The sequence below is a fragment of the Halorussus sp. MSC15.2 genome (genome assembly GCF_010747475.1).
In the GTDB taxonomy this organism is placed as follows: Archaea; Halobacteriota; Halobacteria; order Halobacteriales; family Haladaptataceae; genus Halorussus.
Genome location: NZ_VSLZ01000008.1, coordinates 15908 through 41281 on the forward strand (window position 1 = coordinate 15908; position 25374 = coordinate 41281).

A 25374-nucleotide genomic window follows, 5' to 3' on the forward strand; every position below is an offset into this window, starting at 1 on the left:
TTACTCCGCCTCCGTTCGGGTCGAGAGCCGATGCGCGTTCAGTTCGCCGTGGTTCCGGAGCGTGACGACGGGCGTGACCTCCGCCGACCCGGTGACCTCCTCGTAGGTCCGCGTCGAGTCAGACTGCTCGCCCGGCCCTCCGGACTGCTCGGTGCCGGACGGTTCGAAATGGGTTGTCTTCACTCGACGAGTCGGGAGCGAGAGCGTCACCTCGTCGTTCGACCCGGCGACGGCGGACTTCCCGTCGGCCCGGAGTTCGAGCGTTCCGCCCGACGGCGTGACGTCGATGCCGGGCGGTCGGTACGGGTCGGCGAGCAGGACGCCGTTGCGCGGGGCCAAGTCCGGACGCGTCTCGGTCACCGCGACGTTCTCGGTGGCGGTCTCGACTCCGTTCGCGGGGAGCGCCCGAACGCCGTCGAAGCCGAGCAGCGCCGCACCGTCTCCGACTCGCGCGTTCTCGGTGGCCGTCAGATGCTCTCCGAACAGCAGGAGTTCGTCTCCGTTCACGTGGTACTTCGGCGGCGAGTCGAGCGCGAGGCGGGAGAGGTCTCCGTCGATTACCGACACCTCGTGCTTCACGCCGACCTCCGCGAACCGGACGGTACCGACCGATTCGGTCTGCGCCCCCGCCACGGTGCCGGAGGCGAGCAATGTGGCCCCCGACGCGGAGATACCCTTCAACACGTCGCGCCTGTCCATCGGTCCGTGACTGTTTTCACTTGTCATGCGTCTCAGTCGGCTTGTTTGCCGACGAGCTAGGTTCGAAATCAAGACCAAATTAATTTATTGGCTAAAACTAAAGTAAAATATTCAACCCCGGCCTTCTAACGTACCGACCTCAGGCGTAACAGCTCCGAGGTCGAACGCTCGGTGCGCGACGCTTCGAGGGACGGCGGTCGCGTCCCGAAGGAATCATACCGTGAGACTGGCTACGGCGAACAAATGCCTCCCCGTCTCGTCCACTACTCCGACGTGGAGAACGTCTACGACTCCCCCGAGCGCGTCGGTCGCCTCGCCGGACTCCTGCGGGACCTCCGGGGCGACGACGCGATTCTGGCCGGGTCGGGCGACAACACCTCGCCCGGCGTCCTCGCGCTGGTCGAAGACGGCGCGCAGGCCCTCGACCTCTTCGACGCCGTCGCGCCCGACGTGGAGACCTTCGGCAACCACGAGTTCGACCACGACCTGTCGGCGCTCCGCCGACTCGTCGCCGACTCGCCCCAGACGTGGGTCAGCGCGAACGTCTGGCGCGACCGAGCGGGCGGCGAGCGATTCGGCGCGGACGCCGGCGTCGTCCCCGCGACCGTCGTCGAGGCCGACGGCACGTCGGTGGGGTTCGTCGGCGTCACGACCGAACGAACCGCCTCGATAAATCCCGCCGCCACGGCCCTCGAATTCGCCGACCCCGTCGCGGCCGCGCGCGACGCGCTGGCGGACCTCGACGCCGACTACACCGTCGTCCTCTCGCACCTCGGACGGGGCGACGAGCGACTCGCCCGCGAGGTCGAGGCAGACGCCATCCTCGGCGGCCACGTCCCGACCGAGCGCCGCGACCGAATCGGCGACACGCTGCTCACCCGGCCCGGGGACGGCGGGTCGGTCGTCCTCGAAGTGGACCTCGCTGGCGACGTGACCCGCCACCGCGTCGCGGACGCGCCGGTCCACGAGGGCGTGGCCGACGCGATGCGCGAGCGACTCGCCGAGACCGGCCTGAACGACGTCGTCGGGACCGTCAAGGACCCCATCGACCGCGCGGAGACGACGCTGTTCGGCGGCGAGTGCAGACTCGGCAATCTGGTCGCGGACGCTTACCGATGGGAGACCGGCGCGGACGTCGGTCTCCAGAACAGCGGCGGGGTCCGGACCGGCGAGGCGCTGGCCGGGGAGGTCACGGCCGGGGACCTCGTGAGCGTCACGCCGTTCGAGGAGCGCGTGGTGGTCGCGGAGGTATCGGGGGCGACCCTCCGGGACGCCTTCGAGTGGGCGGCCGGTCCGGACCTCGGGTTCGCCGAACCGGAGTGGTGGCACGCACAGGTAAGCGGCGCGTCGGTGAGGTGGAACCCGGAGACCCACGCGGTCGAGTCCGTGCGCGTCGGCGGCGAACCGCTCGACGACGACCGGACCTACTCGGTCGCGCTGTCGGACTACGTCCTCCACACCGACGACGAGTTCCCCTCGCTCCGGGAGGACCACCGCGTCTCGACCGCCGGAATCCAGTACGAGGTGCTGGTCGAGTACGCCCGCGAGACCGGAATCGACCCCCGACTCGACGGCCGAATCGTGGAGGTCGAGACGCCGCCGACCGAGAGGTAGAAGGGTTCGGATTCCCTCGGTTCGAACGTGACCCGCGTCGTCGTCCCAGTCCGCTATCCGCCGACAGCCCACTCCGAGCGAACGCTGGCGGAGGCGGTCCGAATCGCCGAGGAGCGCGGCGCGGCGCTGACCGTCCTGCACGTGAATCTCTACCACCGCGGCGGGGAGGTGTCGCGCGCCGACCTCAAGCGCGCGGTCGAAGCCGAGTTCGGTCGGGTGCCGAACGTCAGGTACGTCGTCCGCGACGGGTTCCTCGTCGAGGAGACCATCCTCGAAGAGGTCGCCGCCGAGGGGGCGGACGTGGTCGTCATCGGCCACAAGCAGGCCGGGCGGTGGCGGCGCGCGCTTCGGAAACTGACCTCGGACCCCGACATCGAAGCGTACCTCCGCGAGAAACTCGACGCCGAAATCGTGACGGTCGGGCGAGACTAGTCGGGCGCGTCGAACTCCTCGGGTCGGGACTGGCGCTCGTCCTGTCCGAGTTCGACGCGAGCGGTGCCGCTGTTCTCGTCGAAGACGAGGTGGCTGTGGGGGTAGGCTATCTCCACGTCGGCCTCGTCGAGGTCGTCCCAGATGCGTTCCTGAATCTTCGACCGGACGCGGGGCATGTAGTAGGGGTCTTTCACCCAGTATCGGAGGTCGAGCAGAACGCCGTGGTCGGCGAACTCCTTGATGTACGAGACGGGCGCGGAGGGGTAGCGCGCGCTCCCGATGCGGATGTCCGGACCGCCCTCCACGACCTCCGTGGTCTCTCTGGCCGCCCGTTCCATGATGGCGCGGGCCTCCTCCACGTCGCCCTCGTAGGTCACCAGCACTTCGAGCGAGAGGCGCGACCGGGTGTCCTCGGCCGAGTAGTTGATGACGTCCCGGTCGCGCATGTTCGAATTCGGAATCACGAGGAACGTGTTTTCGAGCGTGAATATCTTGGTGTACCGGAGCGTGATGTCCTCGACGTAGCCCCGCCTGTCCTTGTCCACGAGTTCTATCATGTCGCCGATTTCGTACGGCTGGTCGGCCAGCAGGAACAGGCCGTTGATGACGCTCCCGATGATGGGCGCGAGGACCAGACCGAGGACGGCAGAGAACACCGTCACCGACAGCAGGATGTCGCTCGCCCGGAAGCCGAACCCGACTTTCACCGCGACCGACGCGGCGACGACCATCACGACGGCCCGAATCCCGCCGAGGACCGTCTTGGTCAGACTCGGCCGCTGAAACCGTCTCGCGACCGGGCGGCCGAGAAACCGAATGAGCAGTCGGCTCCCGTACCAACCGGCGACGAGTATCACCACGGCGTAGAGGACGCCGCCGACCGGCGACGCCAGTATCTCGTCGGCGACCGACTGAATCCGGTCCAACACGCTCGCCATGGCGGTATCTCTCTCGCGGTTGGGGAAAACGTTAGGGTTCGCAGTCGCCCGCGTCGAGGGAGTTGGCAGTCGAACCAAGTCGAATCCGGTAACCGCGCCGTGGCGAGCGTCCCGCAAAGAGATAAGGACCGCGTGTACGTAGCCTCCGGCATGAACGGACAACCGGGTCCCGGGGGCGCTTCGTTCGAAATCAACGCCGAAAATCCGCAAGACACGGTCATCGCCGGATTCTCCCACTTCGGTCTGGCTGGACTGACCGCGGCGAACTACCTCGTGGACCACCTCGAATTCGAGCAGGTCGGCCACATCTCGGCCGACCAACTCCCCGCCATCACCCCGTTCGAGAACGGCCACCCGCGCCACCACACCCGCGTCTTCTCCCACGAGCAGGCCGGACTGTCGGTCCTCGTCGGCGAACTGTTCGTTCCGCTGTGGGCCGCCCAACCGTTCAGCGAGGCCGTATTGGAGTGGACCGAGACCGAGGGCGTCGACGAGGTCGCGGTCCTGCAAGGGGTAACGATGCCCCACGCGCCCGACGACCATCAGGTGTTCTACGTCGCCACCGACGACTACCGGGAGCACCGCCTCGCGGACGCCGACGTCCCGCCGATGGGGCAGGGCTTCCTCGACGGGATGAACGCCGAACTCGTGGCTCGGGGGATGGAGTCGGACCTCCGGACCGCGGTGTACGTCACGCCCGTCCACGAGCAGGCCCCGGACGTGGAGGCCGCGATTCGCCTGCTGAACGCGGTCGGGCGTGTGTACGACCTCGAAATCGACACCGGACCGCTGGAGGAGTTCGCCGCGGAGATTCGCGGCTACTACGAGGAACTCGCCGAACGACTCTCGGAGCGCACCGAGACCGAGGGGACCGAAAACCGGATGTACATGTGAAGCGGTCGCTGTGGTCGAACGTCTCGAATCAAACCGTAGCGAGTCGGGAATCGCACCGCTCTGAAGGTTTATAAACGAAGCCGCGGCAATCCCGTAGCGTGCCGACCTCCCGATTTGTCACGCAGGTGGTTTACGCACTCGTCAGGGCCTCTCAGACGGGATTGACTCGCGAACGTCACTGAGCTACGGGAAGGATGAAACGCGTTTTCGCAAATCGGTGCTACTCGAAACCGGATAAATCATTTACCCCTCGGGAGTATGTCCTCGTATATGACCTCCGACGACTTGCGCGTGACCATGGAGCAGGTCGGCGACCGGTTCGACCTCGGGGAGTACGAAATCGACGCGTACCTCACCGTGCTCGAACACGGCGACCTGACCGCCAGCCAAATCGCCGACCGGACCGACATCCCGCAACCGCGGGTGTACGACACGGTCCGGAGCCTCAGCGACCGCGGACTCGTGGAACTGCGCGAGTCCCGACCGATGAAGGTCATCGCGGTGGACCCCGAGGAGGCGTTCTCCGGCGTCCAGACCTCGCTGATGGACATGGTCTCGGAGTTGGAGGCCCGGTACACGGCTCCCGCCCGCGATACCGAGGCCGTCTCGCTGGTCAAGTCGCGCTCGACAATCCTCCGGTACCTCGAAGAGGTCATCGACGCGGCCGAGTTCGAACTCGCGCTGTCGCTGACGCCCGACCTCCTGACCCGATACGAGGACGAACTCAGCGCCGCCATCGACACGGGCGTCAGCATCGAACTGCTGGTCACGCCCGCCTCGGAAGCGCCCGACCCCGACGAGTTCGACTACCGCGACGTGGCGACGACGGCCCGCGCTCGGCGAGGCATCACCACGCCGGTCATCGCCGTCGCGGACGGCGAGTACTCCATCTACGCCACCCAAGACGCCCTCCGGGACGACGAGGACCGATACGGCGTCATCTTCAACCGCTCGGCGCTGGGCTTCCTCGTCTCCGGGTTCTTCGGCACCGTCCTCTGGACCACCGCCGAACGCACCCTCGCCGCCAACGGCGAGGACCGCCCGTTCCCCCGACGCTACTCGTCCATCCGGCGCTGCGTCAAGGAACTGCAGGAACTCGAGGGCGACTTCTACGCGACGATAGAGGGCCGGGACATCGAGCGGGGGTCCTCGCGCGTCGTGCGAGGCGAAGTGGTCGGCTTCTCGTTCGAGGCGGGCGAGCGCGTCGCCGGGATGAAGATTCGGACGGACGACGGCGTCGTCACGGTCGGCGGGCAGGTCGCGGCACTGGAGGACGTGGAGGCTCACGAAATCCGGGTCGGGCGGAACAGTCCGCCCGAGCAGTGAGCGCGACGCGGTCGTCGGTCGCGCGCCGACACGCTACCTGCCGGCCGCGCGGAGGATTCTGATTACTGCCGACCGAGCGGAAATCACCGACTACTGGAACGTGTAGAGCCGAGCACCGCAGTCGTCACAGGCCAGCACTTCGTCGGGTGCGTCGGGACGCGCCCCGCCCGGTCCGCCGCAGCACTCGACCACGGTTGTCTCCACGACCGGTCCGTCACAGACCGGGCAGCGTTCGAGGACGGTCCGGAGCGGTCCCGCCGCCTGCGCCCGCCGAGTCGCGGACAGGTCGGTGTCGTCGGCCAGCGCCCGGACCGCGGCCGTCTCCGCGACGGCGACCGGCCGAGTGAGCCACTTCTCGTTCGCCGGGTCGTCGCCCCCGTCCGAGACCACGAACCAGCGGTCGCCGTCGCGTTCGAGCGGAGCGTTCGCGCTCGGGGTCACCACCTCCACGACCCGACCCTCGGGTGCGGCCGCCCGGAGCGCGGCCGCGAGAGCCTCGTCGTCGCGCTCCCGGAGGTCTCGAATCTCCGCGCGCCACGCCTCCCGGAAGTCGTCGTCGAGAGTCACCGTCTCGCCGTCCGCGACGACCGCACCGGTGTCCACGAGGGCGGCGAGGACCGCTTCGCCGGATTCGTCGTCGCCGAGCGACCCCGAGGCGTCGGGAGTCCCGCGGCCGTCGCCGCGGTCCGCGTGAAAGACGTTCGTCGGGAGTCGCGCGGCGAGTCCGGGCGCGAACCGCGGGGTGTAGGGGACCAGATACCCCCGGAGCGCGATGGCGGCCGCGCCGCCGACGCCGAGCACGGTGGCGAGGGCGCGCGAACGCCGCCGCGCGACGCCCGCGCAGGCGGCGAGCAGTAGTACGGCGTTGACAGACGTGCAGGGCCAGCATCGGCGCTCGCCCGTGTGGTCCGGGTTCCGAAGGTGGTCGTAGAGCGACCGCATACCTCTCGTATCGACGCGGCGGGGCTTGAGGCTTTTCCGGGGGCAGTCGTCTTTCGTGGACTGGACGTCCCCGGAAATCTGTCGCTATCGGAACCGGTCGCGCCGACTCGCCCCGTACCGTTTTGTCGGCCTTCGTCGTACGCAGTCCCATGCCCGACACGGAGATGGAGTACACGAACCTCGGCGACACGGGTCTCGAAGTCTCTCGGTTCTGCCTCGGATGCATGAACTTCGGGAGCGACCGCGAGTGGATGATTGGCGACGAGGAGAAGAGCCGCGAGATAATCGACCGCGCCATCGACCTCGGCATCAACTTCCTCGACACGGCGAACGTCTACTCTCAGGGCGAGAGCGAGGAGATAGTCGGTCGGGCCATCGAGGAGTACGACCGCGAGCAACTGGTAATCGCGACGAAAGTCTACGGGTCAATGGGCGAGGGACCGAACAAACAGGGTCTCTCGCGCAAGCACGTCCTCGACCAAGTGGAGGGGAGCCTCGAACGCCTCGGCACCGACTACATCGACCTCTACCAGATTCACCGCTGGGACGAGTCCACGCCGATAGCGGAGACGCTCCACGCGCTCGACCACCTCGTGGAGACCGGAAAAGTGCGGTACATCGGAGCCTCCACGATGGCGTCGTGGCAGTTCACGAAGGCGCTCTACGAGAGCGACCTGAACGACTACGCCCGGTTCACGTGCATGCAACCACAGTACAATCTGGTTGACCGCCAAGAGGAGGAGAACGTCCTCCCGGTCTGTGCCGACGAGGGAATCGGCGTCATCCCGTGGAGTCCGCTCGGCGGCGGGTTCCTGACGGGCAAGTACGACCGCGATTCGGAACCCGAATCGGGCCGGGCGGCCACCGACGAACACACCTACGAGCGATTCACCGACGAGAACTGGGCGGTGCTGGACGCGGTTCGAGAGCTAGCCGACGAGAAGGACGTCACGCCCGCGCAGGTCAGTCTCTCGTGGTTGCTTCACGAGGAAGTCGTGGACGCGCCCATCGTCGGTCCCCGCAGTATCGACCACTTGGAGGAGAACGTCGCGGCACTCGACGTCTCGCTCTCTGACGACGAGAGAGCGCGACTCGAAGCGCCGAAAGACCCGGTGTGGTCCCGAGATATCGCGGACACGTAACACGCTTCCGAGTAAATATTACGAGACGGCGGGGCGATTAGGCCACTCGGACCCTGACACAATACCGACAGCCGAGACGAAATCCCCGTCCCGAGCCTGATTTTTTTCTAATCACTTCCGTTGGAGGCTGGCCAAAGCTGTTATACGGAGGTTTGCCGTTACAGGGTGTGGGGGAGTGAGAGACAATGACAAATGAGGGTAGCGGAACTTCTAGGCGACGGTTCGTCAAAGCTGTCGGTGCGTCGGGAGCGGCGGCGGGCCTGACAGGATACGTAGACGATGGGGCGGTCGGCGACGTTCAGCAGGGCGGGACGACCACCGTCCAGTGGGCGACGGACCCGGACTTCAAGGGGTCGACGTGGAAACAGGAGTTACAACCAGTTCTGCACAACAACGGTCTCTCGAAGGACATCGAAGTCGAAATTCTCGCGGGACCGTCCGTGACCGACAACCGCCGCGCGCAGTACCAGCAGTGGCTGTCGGCGGGACGGGCGAAACCCGACATTCTCTACATGGACAGCGGGTGGACGATTCCGTTCATCGTCAGGAACCAACTGCTGAATTTGAGCAAATCGGGGAACTTCCCGCAGAAGCGGATTCAGCGTATCGAGAACCAGTACTTCGACGCGAGCGTCTCGACTGCCAAGGGACCGGACGGCGACCTGTACGGCGTCCCCCTGTTCCCGGACTTCCCGACGATGCTGTACAACCAGAACTATCTGAAGAACGCCGGGTTCGGGCAGTCGGACTTCGACAAGTGGGCCACCGACTCGATGACGTGGCAGAAGTTCTCGCAGGTGACCAAGCAGGCGATGAACAACAACGACGTGGAGTACGGCTACACCTTCCAAGCGAAGGCCTACGAGGGACTGTCGTGCTGTGACTTCAACGAGTTCATGTCGAGTTGGGGCGGGGCCTACTTCGGCAACCCCGAGAAGTACCTGTTCGGGCCGGTCGGCGACCGACCGATTACCGTGGACGAACCCCAGGTCGTCAACGCAATCAAGATGGTGCGGACGTTCATCCACGGTTCGGACGCCAACAACACGCTCGACGAGTATCAGGGCAACATCGCACCGCAGGCGGTGATGCAGTGGGTCGAGGAACCGTCCCGGAAGCCGTTCACCAACGGTAACGCCGTCATGCACCGCAACTGGCCCTACGCCATCAACATCAGCGGTGCCGAGGACGCGCTGGGCAAGGACCTCGGCGTGATGCCAATTCCGTACGCCAAGACGCCCGACGAGGCGCAGTACCCGATGACGGGAGGGCCGGTCGCGGCGCTGGGCGGATGGCACAACGCCATCAACCCCAACTCCAAGAAGCAGGAGCGGCCGCCGAGGTACTGAAAGCGATGATGAGCGAGGAGTTCAAGTACAAGCTCTTCGAGGTGCTGGGATTCCTCCCGCCGGAACCCAAACTCCTGACCACCAACCGGGCCAAGCAGGTGCCGGTAATGGGCCGGTATCTCGATTCGCTGCGCGTCGCGGGCGAGAACGCGATTCCGCGCCCGGTCACGCCGGTCTGGCCCGCCGAATCGTCCAAAATCGCCCAGCAGGTCAACGGTGCCTTCGCACAGGGCGGCAACCCCAGTCAGGCGATGAGTCAACTCAAGGCACAACTAGAGGCAATCGAGAGCAGCGCGTGAACTAGCTTCACAATCTCCAATGGCAACAACCGAAGAGGAGGCCCCGGACTCCCGGCGGTCGGGACCGTACGTCGCGGCAGTGCGCTGGATGGAGAACCTGAGCGACACGCAGTTCGCGTACCTGTTGCTGACGCCGGTACTGCTGTTGCTCGGACTCATCGCGTTCTGGCCGTTACTGAGCACGTTCCGGATGTCGCTGTACTCCGACAACCTCGTCGGGAGCGCTCCGCTCGGCGAGTTCGTCGGTCTGCAGAACTACGTCGCGCTGTTGACGGGCGAACGCAACGCGTTGCTGGTCCGGCCGTTCTTCGACCTCTCGACGCCGTTCAGGAGCGCACTCACCGTGACGCTCATCTTCACGGTGGTGAGCGTCTTCTTCGAGACAATCGTGGGGTTCGCACAGGCGCTCGTCCTCGACCAAGACTTCCGCGGGCGACGGTGGGTCCGGGTCGCCATCATCATCCCGTGGGCGGTGCCCATCGTGATTCAGGGGATGATTTTCTTCCTGATGTTCCAGCCCGGAATCGGGTTCCTCGTCGGCACGCCGGAGAACCCGGCGTTCCTCAATCGACTCGGAATCCTCGGGTTCACGCCGCTATCGACCCCGTCGGAGTCGGTGCTGATACTCATCGTCGCCGACGTGTGGAAGACTTCGGCGTTCATGGCGCTCATCATCCTCGCGGGACTCCAGAGCGTGGACCGGAGCCTCTACGACGTGGGGAGAGTCGCCGGGGCCTCGAAGTACCAGCAGTTCAAGATGATAACCCTGCCGCTGGTCCTGCCGTCGGTGCTGGTGGCGATGCTGTTTCGGACCATCGGCGCGATGCGAATCTACGGTCTCATCGAGACGGTCGTGGGATGTAACACGGTGCCGTCACTGTCCTGTCTAGTGGTCACGACCTTCCGCGGGTCGCGGATGTACGGAACGTCGGCGGCGGTGGCGTTCATCACGGCGGCACTCATCGGTCTCGTGGTCTCGGTGTACATCGTCAAGTACGCGGACACGGAGACGGGAGGATAACATGGCTACGGAAACTGATTCGAGTCGAGGCGCGTTCTCGCGGTGGGTGAACTCGGCGATACAGAACCCTCAGAAGGTGTACAGGGCGATGTTCTACGTCGCCATGCTGTTCTTCCTGTTCACGACGCTGTTCCCGTTCTACTGGCTGCTGGTGCTGGCGCTCACGCCGAACGAGGCCATCACCAGTTTCGGCTTCCCGCCGGTGCCCCACGGGTTCAATCCGGAGGCGTTCGTGACGGTGTTCACGAAGGTGCCGTTCCACATCTACATGTTCAACAGCTTCGTGCTCGGCATCGCCACGACGGTCGTCGTGCTGATACTGGCGAGTCTCGCTGGCTACGTGTTCGGCAGGCTCGAATTCCCCGGAAAGGGACCGCTGATGCTGCTGATACTGGCGGTGTCGTACTTTCCGCCGGCGGCGTTCATCATCCCGCTGTTCCGACTGTTCACCGGCAACGTCTCGGTGCTGGGCGTGTCGAGTCCCAGCCTGTTCAACACGCCGTTCGCCATGATACTGCCGTTCAGCGCGCTGTTCATGCCGCTGTCTATCTTCATCCTCTCGACGTTCTACGGCCAGATTCCGGACGGACTGGAGGACGCTGCTCGAATCGAGGGGACGACGCGCCTCGGCGCGCTGTTCCGGGTCATCATGCCGCTGTCGGCACCGGGCGTAGCGACGGCCGGCGTGCTGACGTTCATCTCGGTGTACAACGAGTTCTTCTTCTCGTTCCTGATGACCTCGGGGGAGGCGCGCAGTTGGGCACCCATCGTGTGGGGTATCCTGAGCTATCAGGGCCAGTACACCCAACTGTACAACCTCATGGCGGCCGCGAGCATCGTCGGGGTCCTGCCCGTCGCCATCCTCGTGGTCGTGGCACAGGAGAAGATAGTCAGCGGACTCACCGCGGGAGCGCTCAAGGAGTGATTCACAATGGGTAAAGTCATCTTAGACGGCGTCACGAAACGCTACGCGGACGTAACGGCGGTGGACGACATGAACCTCGAAATCGAGGACGGCGAGTTCGTCACGCTCGTCGGCCCCTCGGGGTGCGGGAAGTCCACGACGCTGGAGACCATCGCGGGGTTGACTCTCCCCAGCGAGGGGACCATCACCATCGCCGACCGGGACGTCACGAACCTGCCGCCGAAGGACCGGGGCATCGCGATGGTGTTCCAGAACATCGCGCTGTTCCCGCACATGGACGTGTACGACAACATCAGCTTCGGCCTGCGTCTGCGCGACTACCCGAAGGACGAAATCGAGCGCCGCGTCGAGCGCGCGACCGACATCGTCCAGTTGGAGGGGATGCTCGAACGGATGCCCGACGAACTCTCGGGCGGACAGCGCCAGCGCGTCGCCATCGCCCGCGCCATCGTGCGCGAACCCGAGGTGTTCCTGATGGACGAACCGCTGGCGAACCTCGACGCGAAACTCCGGGTCCACATGCGGACCGAACTCCAGCGCCTCCACAAGGAACTGGACACCACCATCATCTACGTCACCCACGACCAAGCCGAGGCGATGACGATGTCCGACCGCATCGCGGTCATCGACGGGGGTCAACTCCAGCAGATTGCGCCCCCGCTGGTCTGTTACAACGAACCCGCGAACCTCTTCGTCGCGGGGTTCATCGGGTCGCCCTCGATGAACTTCGTCGAGGGCGAGGTCACCGCCACCGGTCTCACGACGCCCAACTTCGACGTGGACTTCGACCCCGGACAGTTGCCGGGGGTCGCGGAGGGCGACCACCTCACGCTGGGGGTCCGGCCCGAGGACGTCTACCTCGACCACACCGGCGGGAGCATCAGCAACCCGACCCAACCCATTCCGGCGAAGACCGACGTGTTAGAGCCGATGGGCGACGAGATATTCGTCTACCTGTTGACCGGCGGGGCGGCCGACACGAGTATGGAGGGCGACCCCGCCGCGGCAGAGAACCAACTCCTGATGAGCATCGACCCCTCCTCGGACATCGAACCGGAGGAGGACGTCGAGGTGGTTCTGGACCGCGAACGCGTCCACCTCTTCGACACCGAGTCGGGCGACGCCATCAGCCACACCCTCGACTTCGCGGCGGTCGAACCGGGCACGCGAGAGACCGAGCGGGAAGCGGAGGGCGACGACTGATGGTCACGCCCCTCGGGTGGTTCTATCTGGTCGGCGGGACGGTGCTGTTCTTCTTCTGGGCGTACGGCATCGTCTCGTTCGCGCTGGACTGCAAGCACAAGTTCCTCCCCGCGATTCGGGCGTGGCTGTCGGCCCGACGGAGTGCCAAACGGGAGAGCGACCGCGAGACCGAACGGGAGGAGACCGAGCGGCAACTCTACTGAGATGCACGGCGGTCGGACGACCTCGGACGTAGCGCAGACGACGTATCACGCCGCGTCAGGTTCTCGAATCCTGATAGACGGCCGAACAGAAAAACCTAACAACGACTCACGGTTGGCTACCACTAGTACCTATGTCTAGAACGAATGAGCCGGTCCGAGTCGGTTTCGTCGGTCTCGGGAACATCGGTCACTATCACGCCGACCGTCTCCTCGACCTCGGCGGCATCGAAATCGTCGGGGGCGTGGACATCAACCCCGACGCGCGCGCCCGCTTCGCCGAGAAATACGGCGTCGAGTCCTTCGAGAACTACGAGGACCTCTACGGGACGGAGGTGGACGCCGTCATCGTCACGACGCCCAACAAGTTCCACGAGGAGTACGCGGTGGCCGCCCTCCAGTCGGGACTCGACGTGCTGCTGGAGAAACCTCTCGCACACTCGCTCGAGAGCGCCGAGCGCATCGCCGAGGCGGCGCGCAACGCCGAGGGCTTCTGCATGGTCGGGTTCCACAACCGATTCCGGAACCCGGTCGAAGTCGTCAAGTCCTACCAGCAGGAGGGTCGGTTCGGGCGGACCCGCCACGTCGAAGCCAACTTCATCCGGCGGCGCGGGATTCCCGGTCGGGGGTCGTGGTTCACCAACCGGGAGATAGCGGGCGGCGGCGCGCTCATCGACATCGGCGTCCACGCCATCGACCTCGCGCTCCACTTCCACGACTTCCCGACGGTGCAGGAAGTGTCGGGCACCATCCGGTCGCAGTTCGGGTCGCGCGACGACTACGCCTACCTCGAAATGTGGGGCGAGGACACCAACTCCGGCGAGTTCTCGGTCGACGACTCCGTCAGCGCGTTCGTCCGGTGCGAGGGCGGCAAGACCTTCTCGCTGGAGGTGGCGTGGGCCGCCAACCGCTCGCCGAACGAGGAGTTCGTCGTCCGGGGGACCGAGGCGGGCGCGAACTTCGACAAGGCCGACGACTCGCTGACCATCTACGAGTCGGGCCGACAGGGCACCGACCACTTCTCGGACTCCGAGATTCAGACCCGCCACGAGGACCCGCACAAGGCCGAACAGCGCGTCTTCTTCGAGGCGGTCCGCGACGGCGTTGCGCCGACCCGCAACACGGTCGAACAGGCGCTCGAAGTCCAGCGCGTCATCGACGGCATCTATCGGTCCCACGAGCAACAGCGCGCGGTTCAGCTCGGGTAGTCTTACTTCGTCTCTCCCGGCGGCTCTCTTCTCCGTCTCTCGGCCGAGACCTGCGAGCGACAGGGTCCGCTCGCGAGCGTCAGGGTCCGCTCGGCCAAAGCAGGCCCGCAGCGGGACCGACTCGGACTCGTCATCGGTCCCGTTCGACGTTCCTGAACTCGAACCGCGCCCCGCCGTCCGCGCTCTCGGTCACCGCGCACTCCCAGTCGTACACCTCGGCCAACTCCCGGACGAACGCCAGTCCCAACCCGGTTCCGCCGTGTTCGCCCGCTGTCGTGTACCCCGCCTCGAACACGGTGTCCCAGTCGTCGTCGGGGATACCGCACCCGTCGTCGGCCACGTAGAATCCCGACGGGAGTTCGCCGACCGTAATCGTGACGCCGCTCCCGCCGTGTTCGACGGCGTTCTCGAAGAGGTTGCGGAACAGGTGTCGGATGTACGTCTCGTCGGCGCGCATTTCGAGGTCCAGAGCGACGTCGAGGGTCGCCTCGGGGGCGTCCACCTCGGCCCACCCCGCCCTCGCCACTTCCGCGAGGTCCACCGGCGTCTGCTCGCCGACCGCCTCGCGGCCCCGCGTCAACACCAGCATGACGTCGATGATGTCCTCGATGCGGTCGAACGCCTCCGTGACGTACTCGACCGCTTCCGTGTTCAAGCCGGCCGCCTCCGAGTCCGTACGGACCGCTAACTGCTGACTGTATATCTGGCCGACCGTGACCGGGTTCCGAAGTTCGTGAGCCAGCATGCTGGCGAACGATTCCAGTCGCTCGTTCTGCTCCTGCAGTCGCTGTTTGCGCTCCTCGCGCTCGGTGACGTCGGTCAGGGTGACGACCGCGCGGTTGACCTCGCCGTCCGCGTCCCGGACCGGCATGCCGTGGTTCAGGACGGTGCGACGCTCCCCGTCGAACCCCTCGATTTCGACCACGGCGGGGTCTGTGACCTCCTCACCCCGTAACGCCCGAGCGAGCGGCCAATCCTCGGGGTCGAGGGGTTCGCCCGTGTCGGCCCACCACCCGTCGTACTCCTCGTACTCCGCGACCGACTCGGACTCGGCGACCTCCCCACCCCAGATTTCCTCGGCGGCCTCGTTCCACTCGACGATGCGACCGTCCGCTTCGGCCACGAAGACGGCGACCGGGAGCAGTTCGACGAGCGCCCGAAGCTGGTTCTTGTTCTTGCGGAGCGCCTGCTCGCGCTCGATACGTTCGGTGATGTCCTGCACTATGAGTATGCCCGCAGAGGCGTCGCCTTCACCGTCGTTGACCGGGACCGTGTGTGCGAGCCAGTGTCGGTCGTGTAACTCGAACTCGAAGGCGCTCGTCTCGCCGTCGAGGGCGGCCCGGAACCGCGGTTCGAGTTGGTCCGCGACCTCTTCGGGATAGCGTTCCGAGACTGTCTGACCGACGACCTCGTCGGCAGAAACTCTGATGTCGTCCAGAATCTCCCCGCCGGTGACCGTGTACTGGAGGTTCTCGTCGAAGAGCGCGACCGCCCCGTTGGGGAAGTGTTCGACCAGCGTCCGGTACCGGCGCTCGGACTCCGCCAGCTTCCGCTCGGCCTCGACGCGTTCGGTGATGTCCTGTGACATCCCCAGCGCCGCGAAGATGTCGCCGTCGTCGTCCCGAATCGGCACGACACGAAACTCGAAGGTTCGGCCCTCGAACTCGGCCTCGAACGTACTCGACTCGCCCTCCAAGGCGGTCTCGTACCGCGGGGCGAGTTCGTCGGCCAGCGTCGGCGGGAGCACCTCCCGAACCGTCTGGCCCTCCAGTTCGTCGGCCGTGACGTCGGCGACGTCGTGGGGGGTACCGCCGACGGTGCGGTAGCGTAGGTCCCGGTCCACGAGGGCGACCGCACCGTTCGGGAAGTGTTCGACGAGGGCGCGATAGCGGCGTTCGCTCTCGTCGAGTTTCCGTTCGCGCTCCTTGCGCTCGGTGACGTCCTGAAAGTACACCGACAGGCCGGTCTCCGAGGGGTACGCGTGGACTTCGAACCACGCCGTCAGCGGTTCGGGGTAGTAGAACTCGAAGGTGGTCGGCTCCTGTGTCCGCATCGCGGTCCGGTACTCTTCGCCGAGTTTCGAGTCGTCGGCCCACTCGAACGCCTCCCAGAAGGTACGACCGACGAGACCCTCGCCCTGATAGTCGATGAGTTCCTCGGCGCGTTCGTTAACGTGAGTGAACTGCCACTGGTCGTCGAGCGCGTAGAAGCCGTCCGAAATGCGACCGAAGACCTCCGCGAGTTCGGTTTCGAGGCGCTCGCGCTCGGCGGCGTCGGAGACGATTCCCTCCAGCGTGACGGGAGTCGCTTCGAGAGCGTCGTCGGCGCTCTCACGCTCAGGACGGCCGGAGACCGAACCGTCGGAGGCCCGTTCGTGGTCCGCGGGTCGCCACCACACGCGACTCCGCGAACCGACCTTCTTGCTGCGAACGTCGCCGCGGTCGGCCAACTCGTCGAGTTTGTTGTACGCGGTGCGCCGGGTGCAGTCCAGTTCCTCCGCGATTTCGTTCGTCGTCACGGGTTCGCGGACCAACGCCTTCTCGTCACAGACTTCGAGCACGTCGTCGGGCGTAATCCGACCGGAATCCATTACCCGCCATTCGGTTGGCGAGCGCATAAGAATTTCCCTCGTGGGAAAATCGGTCGCCGCCCCGGAAACTGCGTGCGTCAGAAACGACTCGTCCGGGGCGAGAGTCGGACACGTCCGCCTCGCGCCGAGCGCGTCGTTCTTGCGTACCGGTGTTGGGCGCGACGATGGGGTCCGTGACGAGTCCGCGTGACCGGACCGCACGTGTCGGACCGAGACCGAGCGCAGTACGCTCAGAAAGCGCAACCCCGAAACCTCGGAGGACCGAACCACCGCGTAGCATGTACGAGGTCGAAGTGAAGGTCAGGACCGACCACGCCAGCGTCCGCGAGCGACTCGTCGAACTCGGGGCCGAACCGGTGAACGAAGTCACCCAAGAGGACACCTACTACGACGCGCCCCACCGCGAGTTCGCCGAGACCGACGAGGCCCTGCGCGTCCGCCGCGAGACCCCGGTGGACGCCGAATCGTTCGCGGAACTCACCTACAAAGGTCCCCTCGTCGAGACCGAGTCGAAGACGCGCCGGGAGGTCCAGACCGGCGTCGAGGACGGCGAGGCCGCCGCCGACATCCTCTCGGCGCTCGGGTTCGACCCCGCGGCGACCGTCCGGAAGGAGCGCGAGCGGTTCGCGCTCGACGGGTTCACGGTCACGCTCGACGCGGTCGCGGGACTGGGCGAGTTCGTGGAAGTCGAGACCGACGTTTCGGGCGAGGACTCCGTCGAGTCGGCCCGCGAGGACGCGTTCGACATTCTGCACGACCTCGGTCTCGACCCCGACGACCAGATTCGGACCTCCTATCTCGGTCTCCTGCTCGCCGACCAGAGTGCCGCCGCGGACGCCGACGAGTAACACCGGCCGCGAGGACGGACCGAACCCACCTGTCTGGCCGAGAGCGGGCGGTCATTGCTAACTCGCGTGATAACCGGTAGTTATCCCCGGTACCCGACTTCGTTTCCGCAAGTTATAGAATCCGTGACCCGATAGGTGGGAGTAATGACCGACCGGAACATCGAGGTCGAACCCATCGACCGACCCGCTGTAGAGGACCAAGAGATAGAGATTGTAGAGCGAAAGGGACTCGGACACCCCGACTCAATCTGTGACGGCATCGCCGAGAGCGTCTCGCAGGCGCTGGCGAACGCCTACCTCGACCGGGTCGGCAAAGTGCTCCACTACAACACCGACGAGACCCAACTGGTCGCCGGACGGTCGAACCCGCAGTTCGGCGGCGGCGAGATGATAGAACCCATCTACCTCCTCATCGTCGGTCGCGCGACCACGCAGTACGGCGACCAGACCATCCCGACCGAGACCATCGCGCTGGAGGCCGCCCGCGACTACCTCGGCGAGAACTTCCCCGAACTCGAGTTCGGCACGGACATCGTCGTGGACGTGAAGATGGGCGAGGGGAGCGGAGACCTCAAGGAGGTCTTCGGCGAGGACGGCGTGACCGTCCCGATGGCGAACGACACGAGTTTCGGCGTGGGCCACGCGCCCCTGACCGAGACCGAGCGAATCGTACTGAACGCGGAGCGACGTCTCAACGGCGAGTACGCCGAGGACCACCCCGCGCTGGGACAGGACGTGAAGATAATGGGCAAGCGCGAGGGCGACGCCATCGACATCACGGTCGCGGCCGCGATGATAGACCGCTACGTTGAGGACCGCGCCGACTACGACGACGAGGTCGAGAGCGTCCGGGAGTTCGTCCGCGACGTGGCCCACGAGTACACCGACCGCGACGTGAGCGTCTACGTCAACACCGCCGACGGCGACGGGTCCGACGAGGAGAGCGTCTACCTCACGACCACCGGCACCAGCGCCGAGATGGGCGACGACGGGTCGGTCGGGCGCGGCAACCGCTCGAACGGTCTCATCACGCCCAACCGCTCGATGTCGATGGAGGCGACCTCCGGCAAGAACCCGGTCAACCACATCGGGAAGATATACAACCTGCTCGGGACCGAAATCGCCGAGTCGGTCGTGGCCGAGGTCGACGGGATTCGCGACCTCCGGATTCGCCTGCTCTCCCAGATAGGCCGCCCCATCGACCAACCGCACGTCGCCGACGCCGAAATCGTCACCGAGGAGGACGTCGCCCTCTCGGACATCGAGAGCGACGTGGTGGACATCGTGGACCGCGAACTCGCCGACGTGACCTCCATCACCGAGCGCGTCATCGACGGCGAACTCACGACGTTCTGAACGCTACGCCGTTCAGAGCACGGGAACCGCTTTTTCCGACGTTCTGAACGCTACGTCGCCCGGGGTCGAATTCGACTCCGAGTCCGATTCAGTTTTTGCGCCGAGGGACGACCAGAGACGACTCGACTCAGAAGGCGAGTCGTTCGAGCAGGTACCGGAGGAACGTGTGACGCCGCGGTTGATGCGAGTGGACCAGCAGGACGGTGCAGTCGAGTTCGTCGGCCAACGTCTCGGGGAGTGTTCCGAACACCGCGTCGTACAGCGGGTTCTGTGCGGAGACGCCCGCCACCGCGAGGTCCGTCCCCGCCGTCGCCGAGAGCAGGACCGCCTCTCGGTCCGAGTCGCGGAGGAGTTCGAACTCGGCGGGCGCGGTGCAAAGTTCGGTCAGGTCCTCGTGATAGGTCAGAATCGGCGCGAGTTGCTCGTCTCTGGCGTCCTCGTCGGCGGCGTAGACGAACCGAAGCCTCGCGTCGCGAGCGTGCGCGACGGCGTCCGCGACGAGGACTTCGAGCGGGTCGTACGGGCCGCGGTCGGCGATGACCGTGACCTCATCGATGGAGTCGAACCCGCGGTCCCTGACGAAGACCACGTCCGCGCCGACGTGTTCGAGGAACCAGTCGGCATCGTGACCGACGAACTCCGCACCCAGAACCTCGGGCCGCCACTCGCCGACGAGCAGGTTCATCTCCCGGTCCCGGACGTAGTTGGCGACCGCGTGTTCGGCGTCGTGGGTGACGACCGTCTCGGTTTCGACCGGGGCGTCGAGTCGGCCGACGTGCGACGCTAACTCGGCCTCGCTCCCGTCGTCGGTCGTCGCGGCGGCCGACAGCGTCACCTGCTCGGGGACCGACTCGAACCGGACCACGTCGATTCGACCGCCCCGACGGGTGACGACCGCCTGCGCGACGCCGACCAGCGTCCGGTAGGTACTCGCCTCCGTCTCCGGGTCTACGCCGACGAGGACGCCGCCTCCGCCGCCGGTGGCCAGCATGGCGCGGGCGGTGTCGAGCGAGTAGTCGCCGGTGGTTCGCCGGATGGCGTCGAGCGCCGCGCCCTCGCGCTCGGTTCGCTCGCGGCCGTAGACGTAGTACCAACCGGTTCCGGTGACGAGCAGACCGACCGCACCCGCGAGCGGGAGCGCCCCCATCTGGGTGACGAGTACGAGTCCGGCGACCAGACCGAACAGTTGGACCCACGGGTAGCCGGGTGCGACGAACTCCGGGTCGTAGGATTCGAGGTCGCTCTCCCGGAAGGCCATCAGCGCCACGTTCACCAGCGAGAAGACGAGTATCTTGAACGCGCTTGCGAGTTTGGCGAGTTCGAGGACCGGGACGAACGCGATGAGCGCGAGCAACACGACGCCGGTGAACGCGATGGAGTAGACCGGCGTCTTGAACCCCCCGTGGACTCGACCGAGTCGGGGCGGTGCGAGGTCGTCCCTGCTCATCGCGAGCGGGAATCTGGCGGACGAGAGCACGCCCGCGTTCGCCATGCTCGTCAGCGCGAGAACCGCGACGACGCCGATGGCAGTCCTGCCCCACCCGCCGAGGAACTCCTCGGCCGCGACCGCCATCGGCGTCAGCGTCGTCTTCAGTCCCTCGTGGGGGACGACGCCGACGACCACGAACAGGACGAACGTGTAGACCAGCATCATCACGGCGACGGACACGAGGATGCTGATGGGGATGTTCCGGCCGGGGTCCTCGACCTCCTCGGCCACGCTCGCTATCTTGGTGACGCCCGCGTACGAGACGAAGACGAACCCGGTCGCCGCGAGCAGGCCGCCGCCGCCGTGTTCGAAGAAGGGGTGGTACTGACTCCGGTCCACGTAGGTGATACCGTCGGCGATGAAGACCACCAGCGCCGCCAAGACGAGCGTCACGATGGCGGCCTGAAGCCGCCCGGTCTGCTTGACGCCCGCGACGTTCACGACGAGAAGCACCACCGCGAGCGCGAGACCCACGACCGTCACGGCTCCGGGCGGGACGGGAACGAACAGCAGGAGGTACGCTCCGAGTCCGACGAGCGCGAACGCGCTCTTGAACGTGAGCGAGAACCACGCGCCGACGCCCGCGATGGTCCCGGGAAGCGGTCCCATCGCCCGGTCGATGTAGAGGTACGTGCCGCCCGCCTCGGGCATCGCAGTCGCCATCTCGGCCTTCGCCAGCGCGGCGGGGAGGACGACCAGACCCGCGAGCAGGTACGCCAGTATCGCGGCGGGACCGGCTATCTTGGTCGCTAGGCCCGGCAGAACGAAGATGCCGCTCCCTATCATCGCCCCCATGCTGATGGTGACGGTGGCGTACAGGCCGAGGTCGCGTTCGAGTTCCTTCGCCACTGTGGGTGTAATTGTCAGCCAGCGGCTTGAATTTAGGGAGGAACGCGACTGCGCGGGACGGCGGACTGACTCGCCGAACGACCGGGCACCGCGACTGACCTACTCGCTCTCGACGGACTGAAGTTCGGTCGCGAGTTCGTCGAGTAGTTCGACCGCCTCCTCTTGGAGTCGCAACACGTCCGGGTCCTCGTAGTCGCTCCTGTCGATGTCGGCCACGAGCGCCTGCGCTCGAAGCGCCTTCTTCGGGTCGGTGAGGTCCGTCTCGTCGAGGTCGACCATACTCGGCGTTCGACGCCGATTTCCATAGTTGTGGTGCCGGTCGAGTCGGACGATTCGGGGCCGTCCAGAGAACGACACTGGTCCTCGCTCGCACAGCGGGCCGACTCCGAACGGGACCGACAGAGACGCGTTCGACGAACCACTCGTTCGACACCGTCAGTCCGTAGCTACGGTCGTTTCCGCTCCTATAATCCAGCTAGCGCCGTTCCTCCCGGCGTCCTGCGTCGCCCCCAACCGAAGGCCGTTTATTCGCCTCGCGTCTATCCCCGGCCATGAAACCGCCGGGAGCCGACACCGTCCTCGTTCGCCACGCCGACATCGGCGTCAAGAGCGGGAAGGTTCAGGCAGAGATGGAGCGACGGCTCCGGGACAACATCGAGGCCATCGTCAGCGACCGGGACATCGACGCCGAGGTCGAGCGACGCTGGTCGCGCATCCTCCTCCACGCCGACGCCGAGAGCGTGGACGCCGCGACCGACGCCGCGGCCGACGCCTTCGGCGTGCGGTCGGCCAGTCCGGCCGCCGTCGTCCCGGCCGAGAAAGGACCCATCGTGGACGCGCTGGCCGGGACCGCCCGGAAGTACGCGGACGCGGCGGCGCGCGGAGACGAGGACCTCGGCGACACGTTCGCCGTGCGCGCCCGTCGCGCCGGTAACGCGGACGCCCACCCCTTCACCAGCGAGGACTTGGAGCGGGAGGGCGGCGCGGCCGTCTTCGAGCAACTCCCCGACCCCGAGGTGGACCTGAACGACCCCGACGTCACCTTCTCCGTCGAGTGTCGCGAGGACGAGGCGTTCGTCTACACCGAGCAGCGGCCCGGTCCGGGCGGTCTCCCGCTCGGGTCGCAGGCCAAGGTAATCGCGCTGGTCAGCGGCGGCATCGACTCGCCGGTCGCGGCGTGGGAGGTCATGAAGCGCGGCGCGCCTATCGTCCCGGTCTACCTCGAACTCGGCGACTACGGCGGACCGGACCACGAGGCCCGCGCGATGGAGACGGTCCGGCGTCTCGCCGACTACGCCCCGAACTTCGATATGCGCGTCCGGAAGGTCCCAGCGGGCGACGTGATGGACCTGCTCGCCGAGGAGGTCGGACCGGCCCGAATGTTGGTCTACCGCCGGTTCATGTACCGCGTGGCCGAACACGTCGCCCGCGAGACGAACGCGACCGGAATCGTGACCGGCGAGGCAATCGGCCAGAAGTCCTCGCAGACCGCCCGGAATCTGGGCGTGACGAGTCGGGCCGCCGACCTCCCGATTCACCGACCCCTGCTCTCGATGGACAAGAGCGACATCACCGAGCGCGCCCGCCGCATCGGCACGTTCCGCGACTCGACGATTCCGGCGGGGTGCAACCGCATCGCGCCGGACTATCCGGAGACCAACGCCACGCTCGAAATCGTGGAGAACGCCGAACCCGACGACCTCTTCGAGCGCGCGGCGGAGGCGGCCGCGAACGCGACTGTCGTGGACATTTAATCCTCCGAACCGGGGGAACTGCTTTCACGCCGCCCGTCGGACCTCCGGTCGGGGGAAGGGGAATGACACGGACATCGAGACGGCGAGTCCTGACGCTGCTCGGAAGCGGTGCGTTCGGTGGGACAGCACTTCGACGGCGACGAGAACTCCGCACCGAAACGTTCGGCGCGTGGCTGACCGGCGCGAGCGAGGTCCCGCCGGTAGAGACCGACGCCTTCGGCTTCGCGCTCTTCCGAATGGGTCCGGAGGAGCGGGCCATCGACTATTGGCTGGTCGTGGCCGACGTCGAGAACGTCGAGGAGTCGCACGTCCACAAGGGACCGCCCGACCTGAACGGCAACGTCGTGGCGTACCTGTTCGGTCCGGCACAGGACCCAGTGACGAGGACCGGCCTGCTCGCGTCGGGACGACTGACCGACGACGAGATGATATGGCCGCTTACAGACGTCGCCGACATGCTCGAACAGATGCGCGCGGAGAACGTCTACGTGAACGTCCACACCACCGCGCATCCGTCGGGCGAGATTCGTGGGCAAATCCGGCCACTCGACGGCTGAGGCCTCGCCACGGAACGAAATCGCTTTACGGCGGTGGTGCCTTCGAAGACGTGTGACTCAGGTCTGTCTCGTCGGTTCCGAGGGCGTGGACCTCCGCACCGAACTCGTCTCGCGCGAGACCGCCCGCGAGGCGCTGGCCACCTACGACCTCCGGGAGGAGTACGAGAACTCGCTGACCGTCGAAACCATCAGCCTCGGCTCCGCGGTGGCGCTGTTGAACGACCTGAACTGGTATCTCGTCCGGTTCGCCGACGACGCGCTGGTCCTCGAACCGAGCGTCAGCGAGACCGAGTGGCTCTCGCGAGACCTCGCAGAAGCGGTTCGGGACGGCGAAATCGAACCGGAAGCGACCGACCGCTACCTCAAGGTCTACGGCCTGACCGCGGAGGGCCGACTCGTCGAACCGATGTTCGTGGCCCGCCGCGAGGACGGCGAGATACCGAGCTACGACCTGCGAGACGTGGAAGACACCGTCGTCGTTCGCGTCGCCGAAGACGAGTTCGCCGGCTGAGGGCAGACTGCTCAAACTTCCACATCCCGGACGTTTTCCGCAAGTCCGTTGACCTCCTCGCGGAGGTCGGCTATCGCGTCGTCGGCCCACTCGAAGTAGACCCACTCGCGGTACTCGCCTTCCTCGTGGCGCTTCGGACGGTTCCTGCGCCGCAGGCCCACGACCGGTCTCGATTTCCACGAGACCGCAGTACTGAGTGGCGTCGTCCACGCCCGTCCGCTGAATTTTGCACTTCCGGCCCTTGTACGTCCATCGCCTCGCCGTCTGCCAGAGTAACATGGGGAGGCTCTGGCTACGTCGAATCCATAGACCGTCTATGCTTTTCGGTGACCGGGCGACGATTGGAAGGCCGCGCGTCGTTAGTGTTCCGTGTCAACGAACAACGTTTCGAAAACCACCGTCTCGCTCGACGGGATACAAGTTCTAATGCTTCTAATATTATTCGTCGAGGGAAAAGTCAAGGAGTTCGTTGAGTTGATTCGTGGATTTCTCAATGAGTTGTAGCGGGCAGTGCTATTTGACCACGTATCGGAGTCCTGCGCCGACGAGATGGGCAGGGAGCCCGAAGACGGCCCCCATCAGGAGCGCACGGAGGAACTCGCTAAGTAGAACGTTCGCGGGTGGTTGATTGGTCACGGCCGCGAGTGTGAACGCTCCAAGTGGAATTGACGTTGCAAGCACGAAACTAATCACGACCCCGCTATTCCGGTACGCGTTGACCAATGCGGTCAGAGCCATAACACCGAACAGGCCGTATGCGAACCACTGCCGGTGCTTGAGAGTCGGTGTGAGCTTAAATAATATGGCTATTCCGGAGAAAAGGGCGAATCCGAGTCCGGTATGGTTACGCGATATCGAGCGGGACCGACCGAATAACATCTCGTTGAGTTCGAACTCCATATCTTAATAAGATAATCCATTATACTTAAGTATTAATATGTGTATTCTGGTATAATATAGAAGTATTGACGCTTCGTCCAGTTCTCACTCGAAAACCGAGAATAATTTACGAGCTATGCATCGCTTCTGTCTAACCCTCTAAAGGAGACAGAAGCAGAAACTCGTGCACTTGGGGCAGTTACCCTGAGGCTTGATGTCAATCATTGGATTCACCTCCGCCAGATAATATTTCTCGCTTTCACTTAAAAATAACTATATGAAAAATATTTGGTAACTATGAACAAGCATAATTTGAAGATTAAACATAAGTGTATGTCGAGATAATTTC

Annotated in this window: 23 protein-coding genes and 1 pseudogene; 16 read left to right on the forward strand and 8 right to left on the reverse strand. The window is 65.5% G+C overall.

Translation table 11 applies throughout. The features are described from left to right. Window positions 1-726: a hypothetical protein gene (locus FXF75_RS20275; protein ID WP_163523895.1), complete on the reverse strand. Its 726-nt coding sequence runs from the start codon at window positions 724-726 to the stop codon at window positions 1-3. Window positions 727-942: 216 nt separating this feature from the next. On the opposite strand from FXF75_RS20275, the gene FXF75_RS20280 reads away from it, so the two are divergent. Next, complete coding sequence (locus tag FXF75_RS20280; RefSeq protein WP_163523896.1) at window positions 943-2313, forward strand: bifunctional UDP-sugar hydrolase/5'-nucleotidase; 1371 nt, start codon at window positions 943-945, stop codon at window positions 2311-2313. A gap of 27 nt (window positions 2314-2340) precedes the next feature. Then, a complete protein-coding gene (locus tag FXF75_RS20285; protein ID WP_163523897.1) occupies window positions 2341-2745 on the forward strand; it encodes a universal stress protein in 405 nt (134 codons plus the stop codon). On the opposite strand, the gene FXF75_RS20290 is transcribed toward FXF75_RS20285, so the two are convergent. Beyond that, window positions 2742-3683, reverse strand: a complete 942-nt coding sequence (locus tag FXF75_RS20290; RefSeq protein WP_163523898.1) for a mechanosensitive ion channel family protein — start codon at window positions 3681-3683, stop codon at window positions 2742-2744. The two genes, FXF75_RS20285 and FXF75_RS20290, sit on opposite strands and share 4 nt — an antisense overlap. A 150-nt stretch (window positions 3684-3833) precedes the next feature. Between FXF75_RS20290 and FXF75_RS20295 the strand changes: the two genes are divergently transcribed. Together FXF75_RS20295 and trmB are read left to right on the forward strand one after the other, a co-directional pair. Beyond that, on the forward strand, window positions 3834-4577 hold the full coding sequence (locus FXF75_RS20295) for a proteasome assembly chaperone family protein (protein ID WP_163523899.1): 744 nt from the start codon (window positions 3834-3836) through the stop codon (window positions 4575-4577). A 270-nt stretch (window positions 4578-4847) separates the two neighbouring features. After that, window positions 4848-5903, forward strand: a complete 1056-nt coding sequence (gene trmB / locus FXF75_RS20300; RefSeq protein ID WP_163523900.1) for an HTH-type sugar sensing transcriptional regulator TrmB — start codon at window positions 4848-4850, stop codon at window positions 5901-5903. Window positions 5904-5993: 90 nt separating this feature from the next. Here trmB and FXF75_RS20305 read toward each other — a convergent pair whose 3' ends face one another. Next, window positions 5994-6845, reverse strand: coding sequence for a hypothetical protein (locus FXF75_RS20305; protein WP_163523901.1), 852 nt, complete (start codon window positions 6843-6845; stop codon window positions 5994-5996). A gap of 164 nt (window positions 6846-7009) precedes the next feature. Here FXF75_RS20305 and FXF75_RS20310 point away from each other — a divergent pair, with 164 nt between their 5' ends. From FXF75_RS20310 to FXF75_RS20340, 7 genes and pseudogenes are all read left to right on the forward strand, one after another. Next, the gene (locus tag FXF75_RS20310; protein WP_375335558.1) at window positions 7010-7987 is read left to right on the forward strand and encodes an aldo/keto reductase; all 978 of its coding nucleotides are present in this window, start codon (window positions 7010-7012) and stop codon (window positions 7985-7987) included. A gap of 185 nt (window positions 7988-8172) precedes the next feature. Continuing rightward, window positions 8173-9635: pseudogene (locus FXF75_RS20315) on the forward strand (extracellular solute-binding protein). Between the two features lie 19 nt (window positions 9636-9654). Beyond that, window positions 9655-10656: a carbohydrate ABC transporter permease gene (locus FXF75_RS20320; protein WP_163523903.1), complete on the forward strand. Its 1002-nt coding sequence runs from the start codon at window positions 9655-9657 to the stop codon at window positions 10654-10656. A gap of 1 nt (window position 10657) precedes the next feature. Next, window positions 10658-11581, forward strand: coding sequence for a carbohydrate ABC transporter permease (locus tag FXF75_RS20325; protein WP_163523904.1), 924 nt, complete (start codon window positions 10658-10660; stop codon window positions 11579-11581). 6 nt (window positions 11582-11587) lie between these two features. Next, a complete protein-coding gene (locus FXF75_RS20330) occupies window positions 11588-12784 on the forward strand; it encodes an ABC transporter ATP-binding protein (protein WP_163523905.1) in 1197 nt (398 codons plus the stop codon). After that, window positions 12784-12987 carry a hypothetical protein gene (locus FXF75_RS20335; protein WP_163523906.1) on the forward strand — a complete coding sequence of 68 codons (204 nt, stop codon included), beginning with the start codon at window positions 12784-12786 and terminating at the stop codon, window positions 12985-12987. Before FXF75_RS20330 ends, FXF75_RS20335 begins: the two co-directional genes overlap by 1 nt. A 131-nt stretch (window positions 12988-13118) precedes the next feature. Next, the gene (locus FXF75_RS20340) at window positions 13119-14192 is read left to right on the forward strand and encodes a Gfo/Idh/MocA family protein (protein WP_163523907.1); all 1074 of its coding nucleotides are present in this window, start codon (window positions 13119-13121) and stop codon (window positions 14190-14192) included. A gap of 130 nt (window positions 14193-14322) precedes the next feature. Here FXF75_RS20340 and FXF75_RS20345 read toward each other — a convergent pair whose 3' ends face one another. Next, window positions 14323-16782: a PAS domain-containing protein gene (locus FXF75_RS20345; protein ID WP_163523908.1), complete on the reverse strand. Its 2460-nt coding sequence runs from the start codon at window positions 16780-16782 to the stop codon at window positions 14323-14325. A gap of 278 nt (window positions 16783-17060) precedes the next feature. Here FXF75_RS20345 and cyaB point away from each other — a divergent pair, with 278 nt between their 5' ends. Further along, entirely contained in the window at window positions 17061-17630 is a 570-nt protein-coding gene (gene cyaB, locus FXF75_RS20350) for a class IV adenylate cyclase (RefSeq protein WP_163523909.1), read from the forward strand. Between the two features lie 144 nt (window positions 17631-17774). Beyond that, complete coding sequence (locus tag FXF75_RS20355; RefSeq protein WP_163523910.1) at window positions 17775-18986, forward strand: methionine adenosyltransferase; 1212 nt, start codon at window positions 17775-17777, stop codon at window positions 18984-18986. A gap of 127 nt (window positions 18987-19113) precedes the next feature. On the opposite strand, the gene FXF75_RS20360 is transcribed toward FXF75_RS20355, so the two are convergent. Continuing rightward, complete coding sequence (locus FXF75_RS20360; protein WP_163523911.1) at window positions 19114-21324, reverse strand: amino acid permease; 2211 nt, start codon at window positions 21322-21324, stop codon at window positions 19114-19116. A 99-nt stretch (window positions 21325-21423) separates the two neighbouring features. Continuing rightward, window positions 21424-21603, reverse strand: coding sequence for a hypothetical protein (locus FXF75_RS20365; RefSeq protein ID WP_163523912.1), 180 nt, complete (start codon window positions 21601-21603; stop codon window positions 21424-21426). 272 nt (window positions 21604-21875) lie between these two features. Between FXF75_RS20365 and thiI the strand changes: the two genes are divergently transcribed. From thiI to FXF75_RS20380, 3 genes are all read left to right on the forward strand, one after another. Then, window positions 21876-23078 carry a tRNA uracil 4-sulfurtransferase ThiI gene (gene thiI / locus FXF75_RS20370; RefSeq protein WP_163523913.1) on the forward strand — a complete coding sequence of 401 codons (1203 nt, stop codon included), beginning with the start codon at window positions 21876-21878 and terminating at the stop codon, window positions 23076-23078. A 62-nt stretch (window positions 23079-23140) separates the two neighbouring features. Next, complete coding sequence (locus FXF75_RS20375) at window positions 23141-23635, forward strand: CHRD domain-containing protein (protein WP_163523914.1); 495 nt, start codon at window positions 23141-23143, stop codon at window positions 23633-23635. Between the two features lie 52 nt (window positions 23636-23687). Further along, complete coding sequence (locus tag FXF75_RS20380; protein ID WP_163523915.1) at window positions 23688-24146, forward strand: DUF5804 family protein; 459 nt, start codon at window positions 23688-23690, stop codon at window positions 24144-24146. 11 nt (window positions 24147-24157) lie between these two features. On the opposite strand, the gene FXF75_RS20385 is transcribed toward FXF75_RS20380, so the two are convergent. Beyond that, window positions 24158-24307, reverse strand: coding sequence for a hypothetical protein (locus FXF75_RS20385; RefSeq protein ID WP_163523916.1), 150 nt, complete (start codon window positions 24305-24307; stop codon window positions 24158-24160). Between the two features lie 352 nt (window positions 24308-24659). Further along, window positions 24660-25046, reverse strand: coding sequence for a hypothetical protein (locus FXF75_RS20390; RefSeq protein WP_163523917.1), 387 nt, complete (start codon window positions 25044-25046; stop codon window positions 24660-24662). Between the last annotated feature and the right edge of the window lie 328 nt (window positions 25047-25374).

Excerpts from the sequence above, each read along its gene's own strand:
- FXF75_RS20275 (WP_163523895.1), bottom strand. The coding sequence starts at position 726 with ATGACAAGTGAAAACAGTCACGGACCGATGGACAGGCGCGACGTGTTG.
- FXF75_RS20280 (WP_163523896.1), top strand. The coding sequence starts at position 943 with ATGCCTCCCCGTCTCGTCCACTACTCCGACGTGGAGAACGTCTACGAC.
- FXF75_RS20290 (WP_163523898.1), bottom strand. The coding sequence starts at position 3,683 with ATGGCGAGCGTGTTGGACCGGATTCAGTCGGTCGCCGACGAGATACTG.
- FXF75_RS20295 (WP_163523899.1), top strand. The coding sequence starts at position 3,834 with ATGAACGGACAACCGGGTCCCGGGGGCGCTTCGTTCGAAATCAACGCC.
- trmB (WP_163523900.1), top strand. The coding sequence starts at position 4,848 with ATGACCTCCGACGACTTGCGCGTGACCATGGAGCAGGTCGGCGACCGG.
- FXF75_RS20305 (WP_163523901.1), bottom strand. The coding sequence starts at position 6,845 with ATGCGGTCGCTCTACGACCACCTTCGGAACCCGGACCACACGGGCGAG.
- FXF75_RS20310 (WP_375335558.1), top strand. The coding sequence starts at position 7,010 with ATGGAGTACACGAACCTCGGCGACACGGGTCTCGAAGTCTCTCGGTTC.
- FXF75_RS20320 (WP_163523903.1), top strand. The coding sequence starts at position 9,655 with ATGGCAACAACCGAAGAGGAGGCCCCGGACTCCCGGCGGTCGGGACCG.
- FXF75_RS20325 (WP_163523904.1), top strand. The coding sequence starts at position 10,658 with ATGGCTACGGAAACTGATTCGAGTCGAGGCGCGTTCTCGCGGTGGGTG.
- FXF75_RS20330 (WP_163523905.1), top strand. The coding sequence starts at position 11,588 with ATGGGTAAAGTCATCTTAGACGGCGTCACGAAACGCTACGCGGACGTA.
- FXF75_RS20335 (WP_163523906.1), top strand. The coding sequence starts at position 12,784 with ATGGTCACGCCCCTCGGGTGGTTCTATCTGGTCGGCGGGACGGTGCTG.
- FXF75_RS20340 (WP_163523907.1), top strand. The coding sequence starts at position 13,119 with ATGTCTAGAACGAATGAGCCGGTCCGAGTCGGTTTCGTCGGTCTCGGG.
- FXF75_RS20345 (WP_163523908.1), bottom strand. The coding sequence starts at position 16,782 with ATGGATTCCGGTCGGATTACGCCCGACGACGTGCTCGAAGTCTGTGAC.
- cyaB (WP_163523909.1), top strand. The coding sequence starts at position 17,061 with ATGTACGAGGTCGAAGTGAAGGTCAGGACCGACCACGCCAGCGTCCGC.
- FXF75_RS20355 (WP_163523910.1), top strand. The coding sequence starts at position 17,775 with ATGACCGACCGGAACATCGAGGTCGAACCCATCGACCGACCCGCTGTA.
- FXF75_RS20365 (WP_163523912.1), bottom strand. The coding sequence starts at position 21,603 with ATGGTCGACCTCGACGAGACGGACCTCACCGACCCGAAGAAGGCGCTT.
- thiI (WP_163523913.1), top strand. The coding sequence starts at position 21,876 with ATGAAACCGCCGGGAGCCGACACCGTCCTCGTTCGCCACGCCGACATC.
- FXF75_RS20375 (WP_163523914.1), top strand. The coding sequence starts at position 23,141 with ATGACACGGACATCGAGACGGCGAGTCCTGACGCTGCTCGGAAGCGGT.
- FXF75_RS20390 (WP_163523917.1), bottom strand. The coding sequence starts at position 25,046 with ATGGAGTTCGAACTCAACGAGATGTTATTCGGTCGGTCCCGCTCGATA.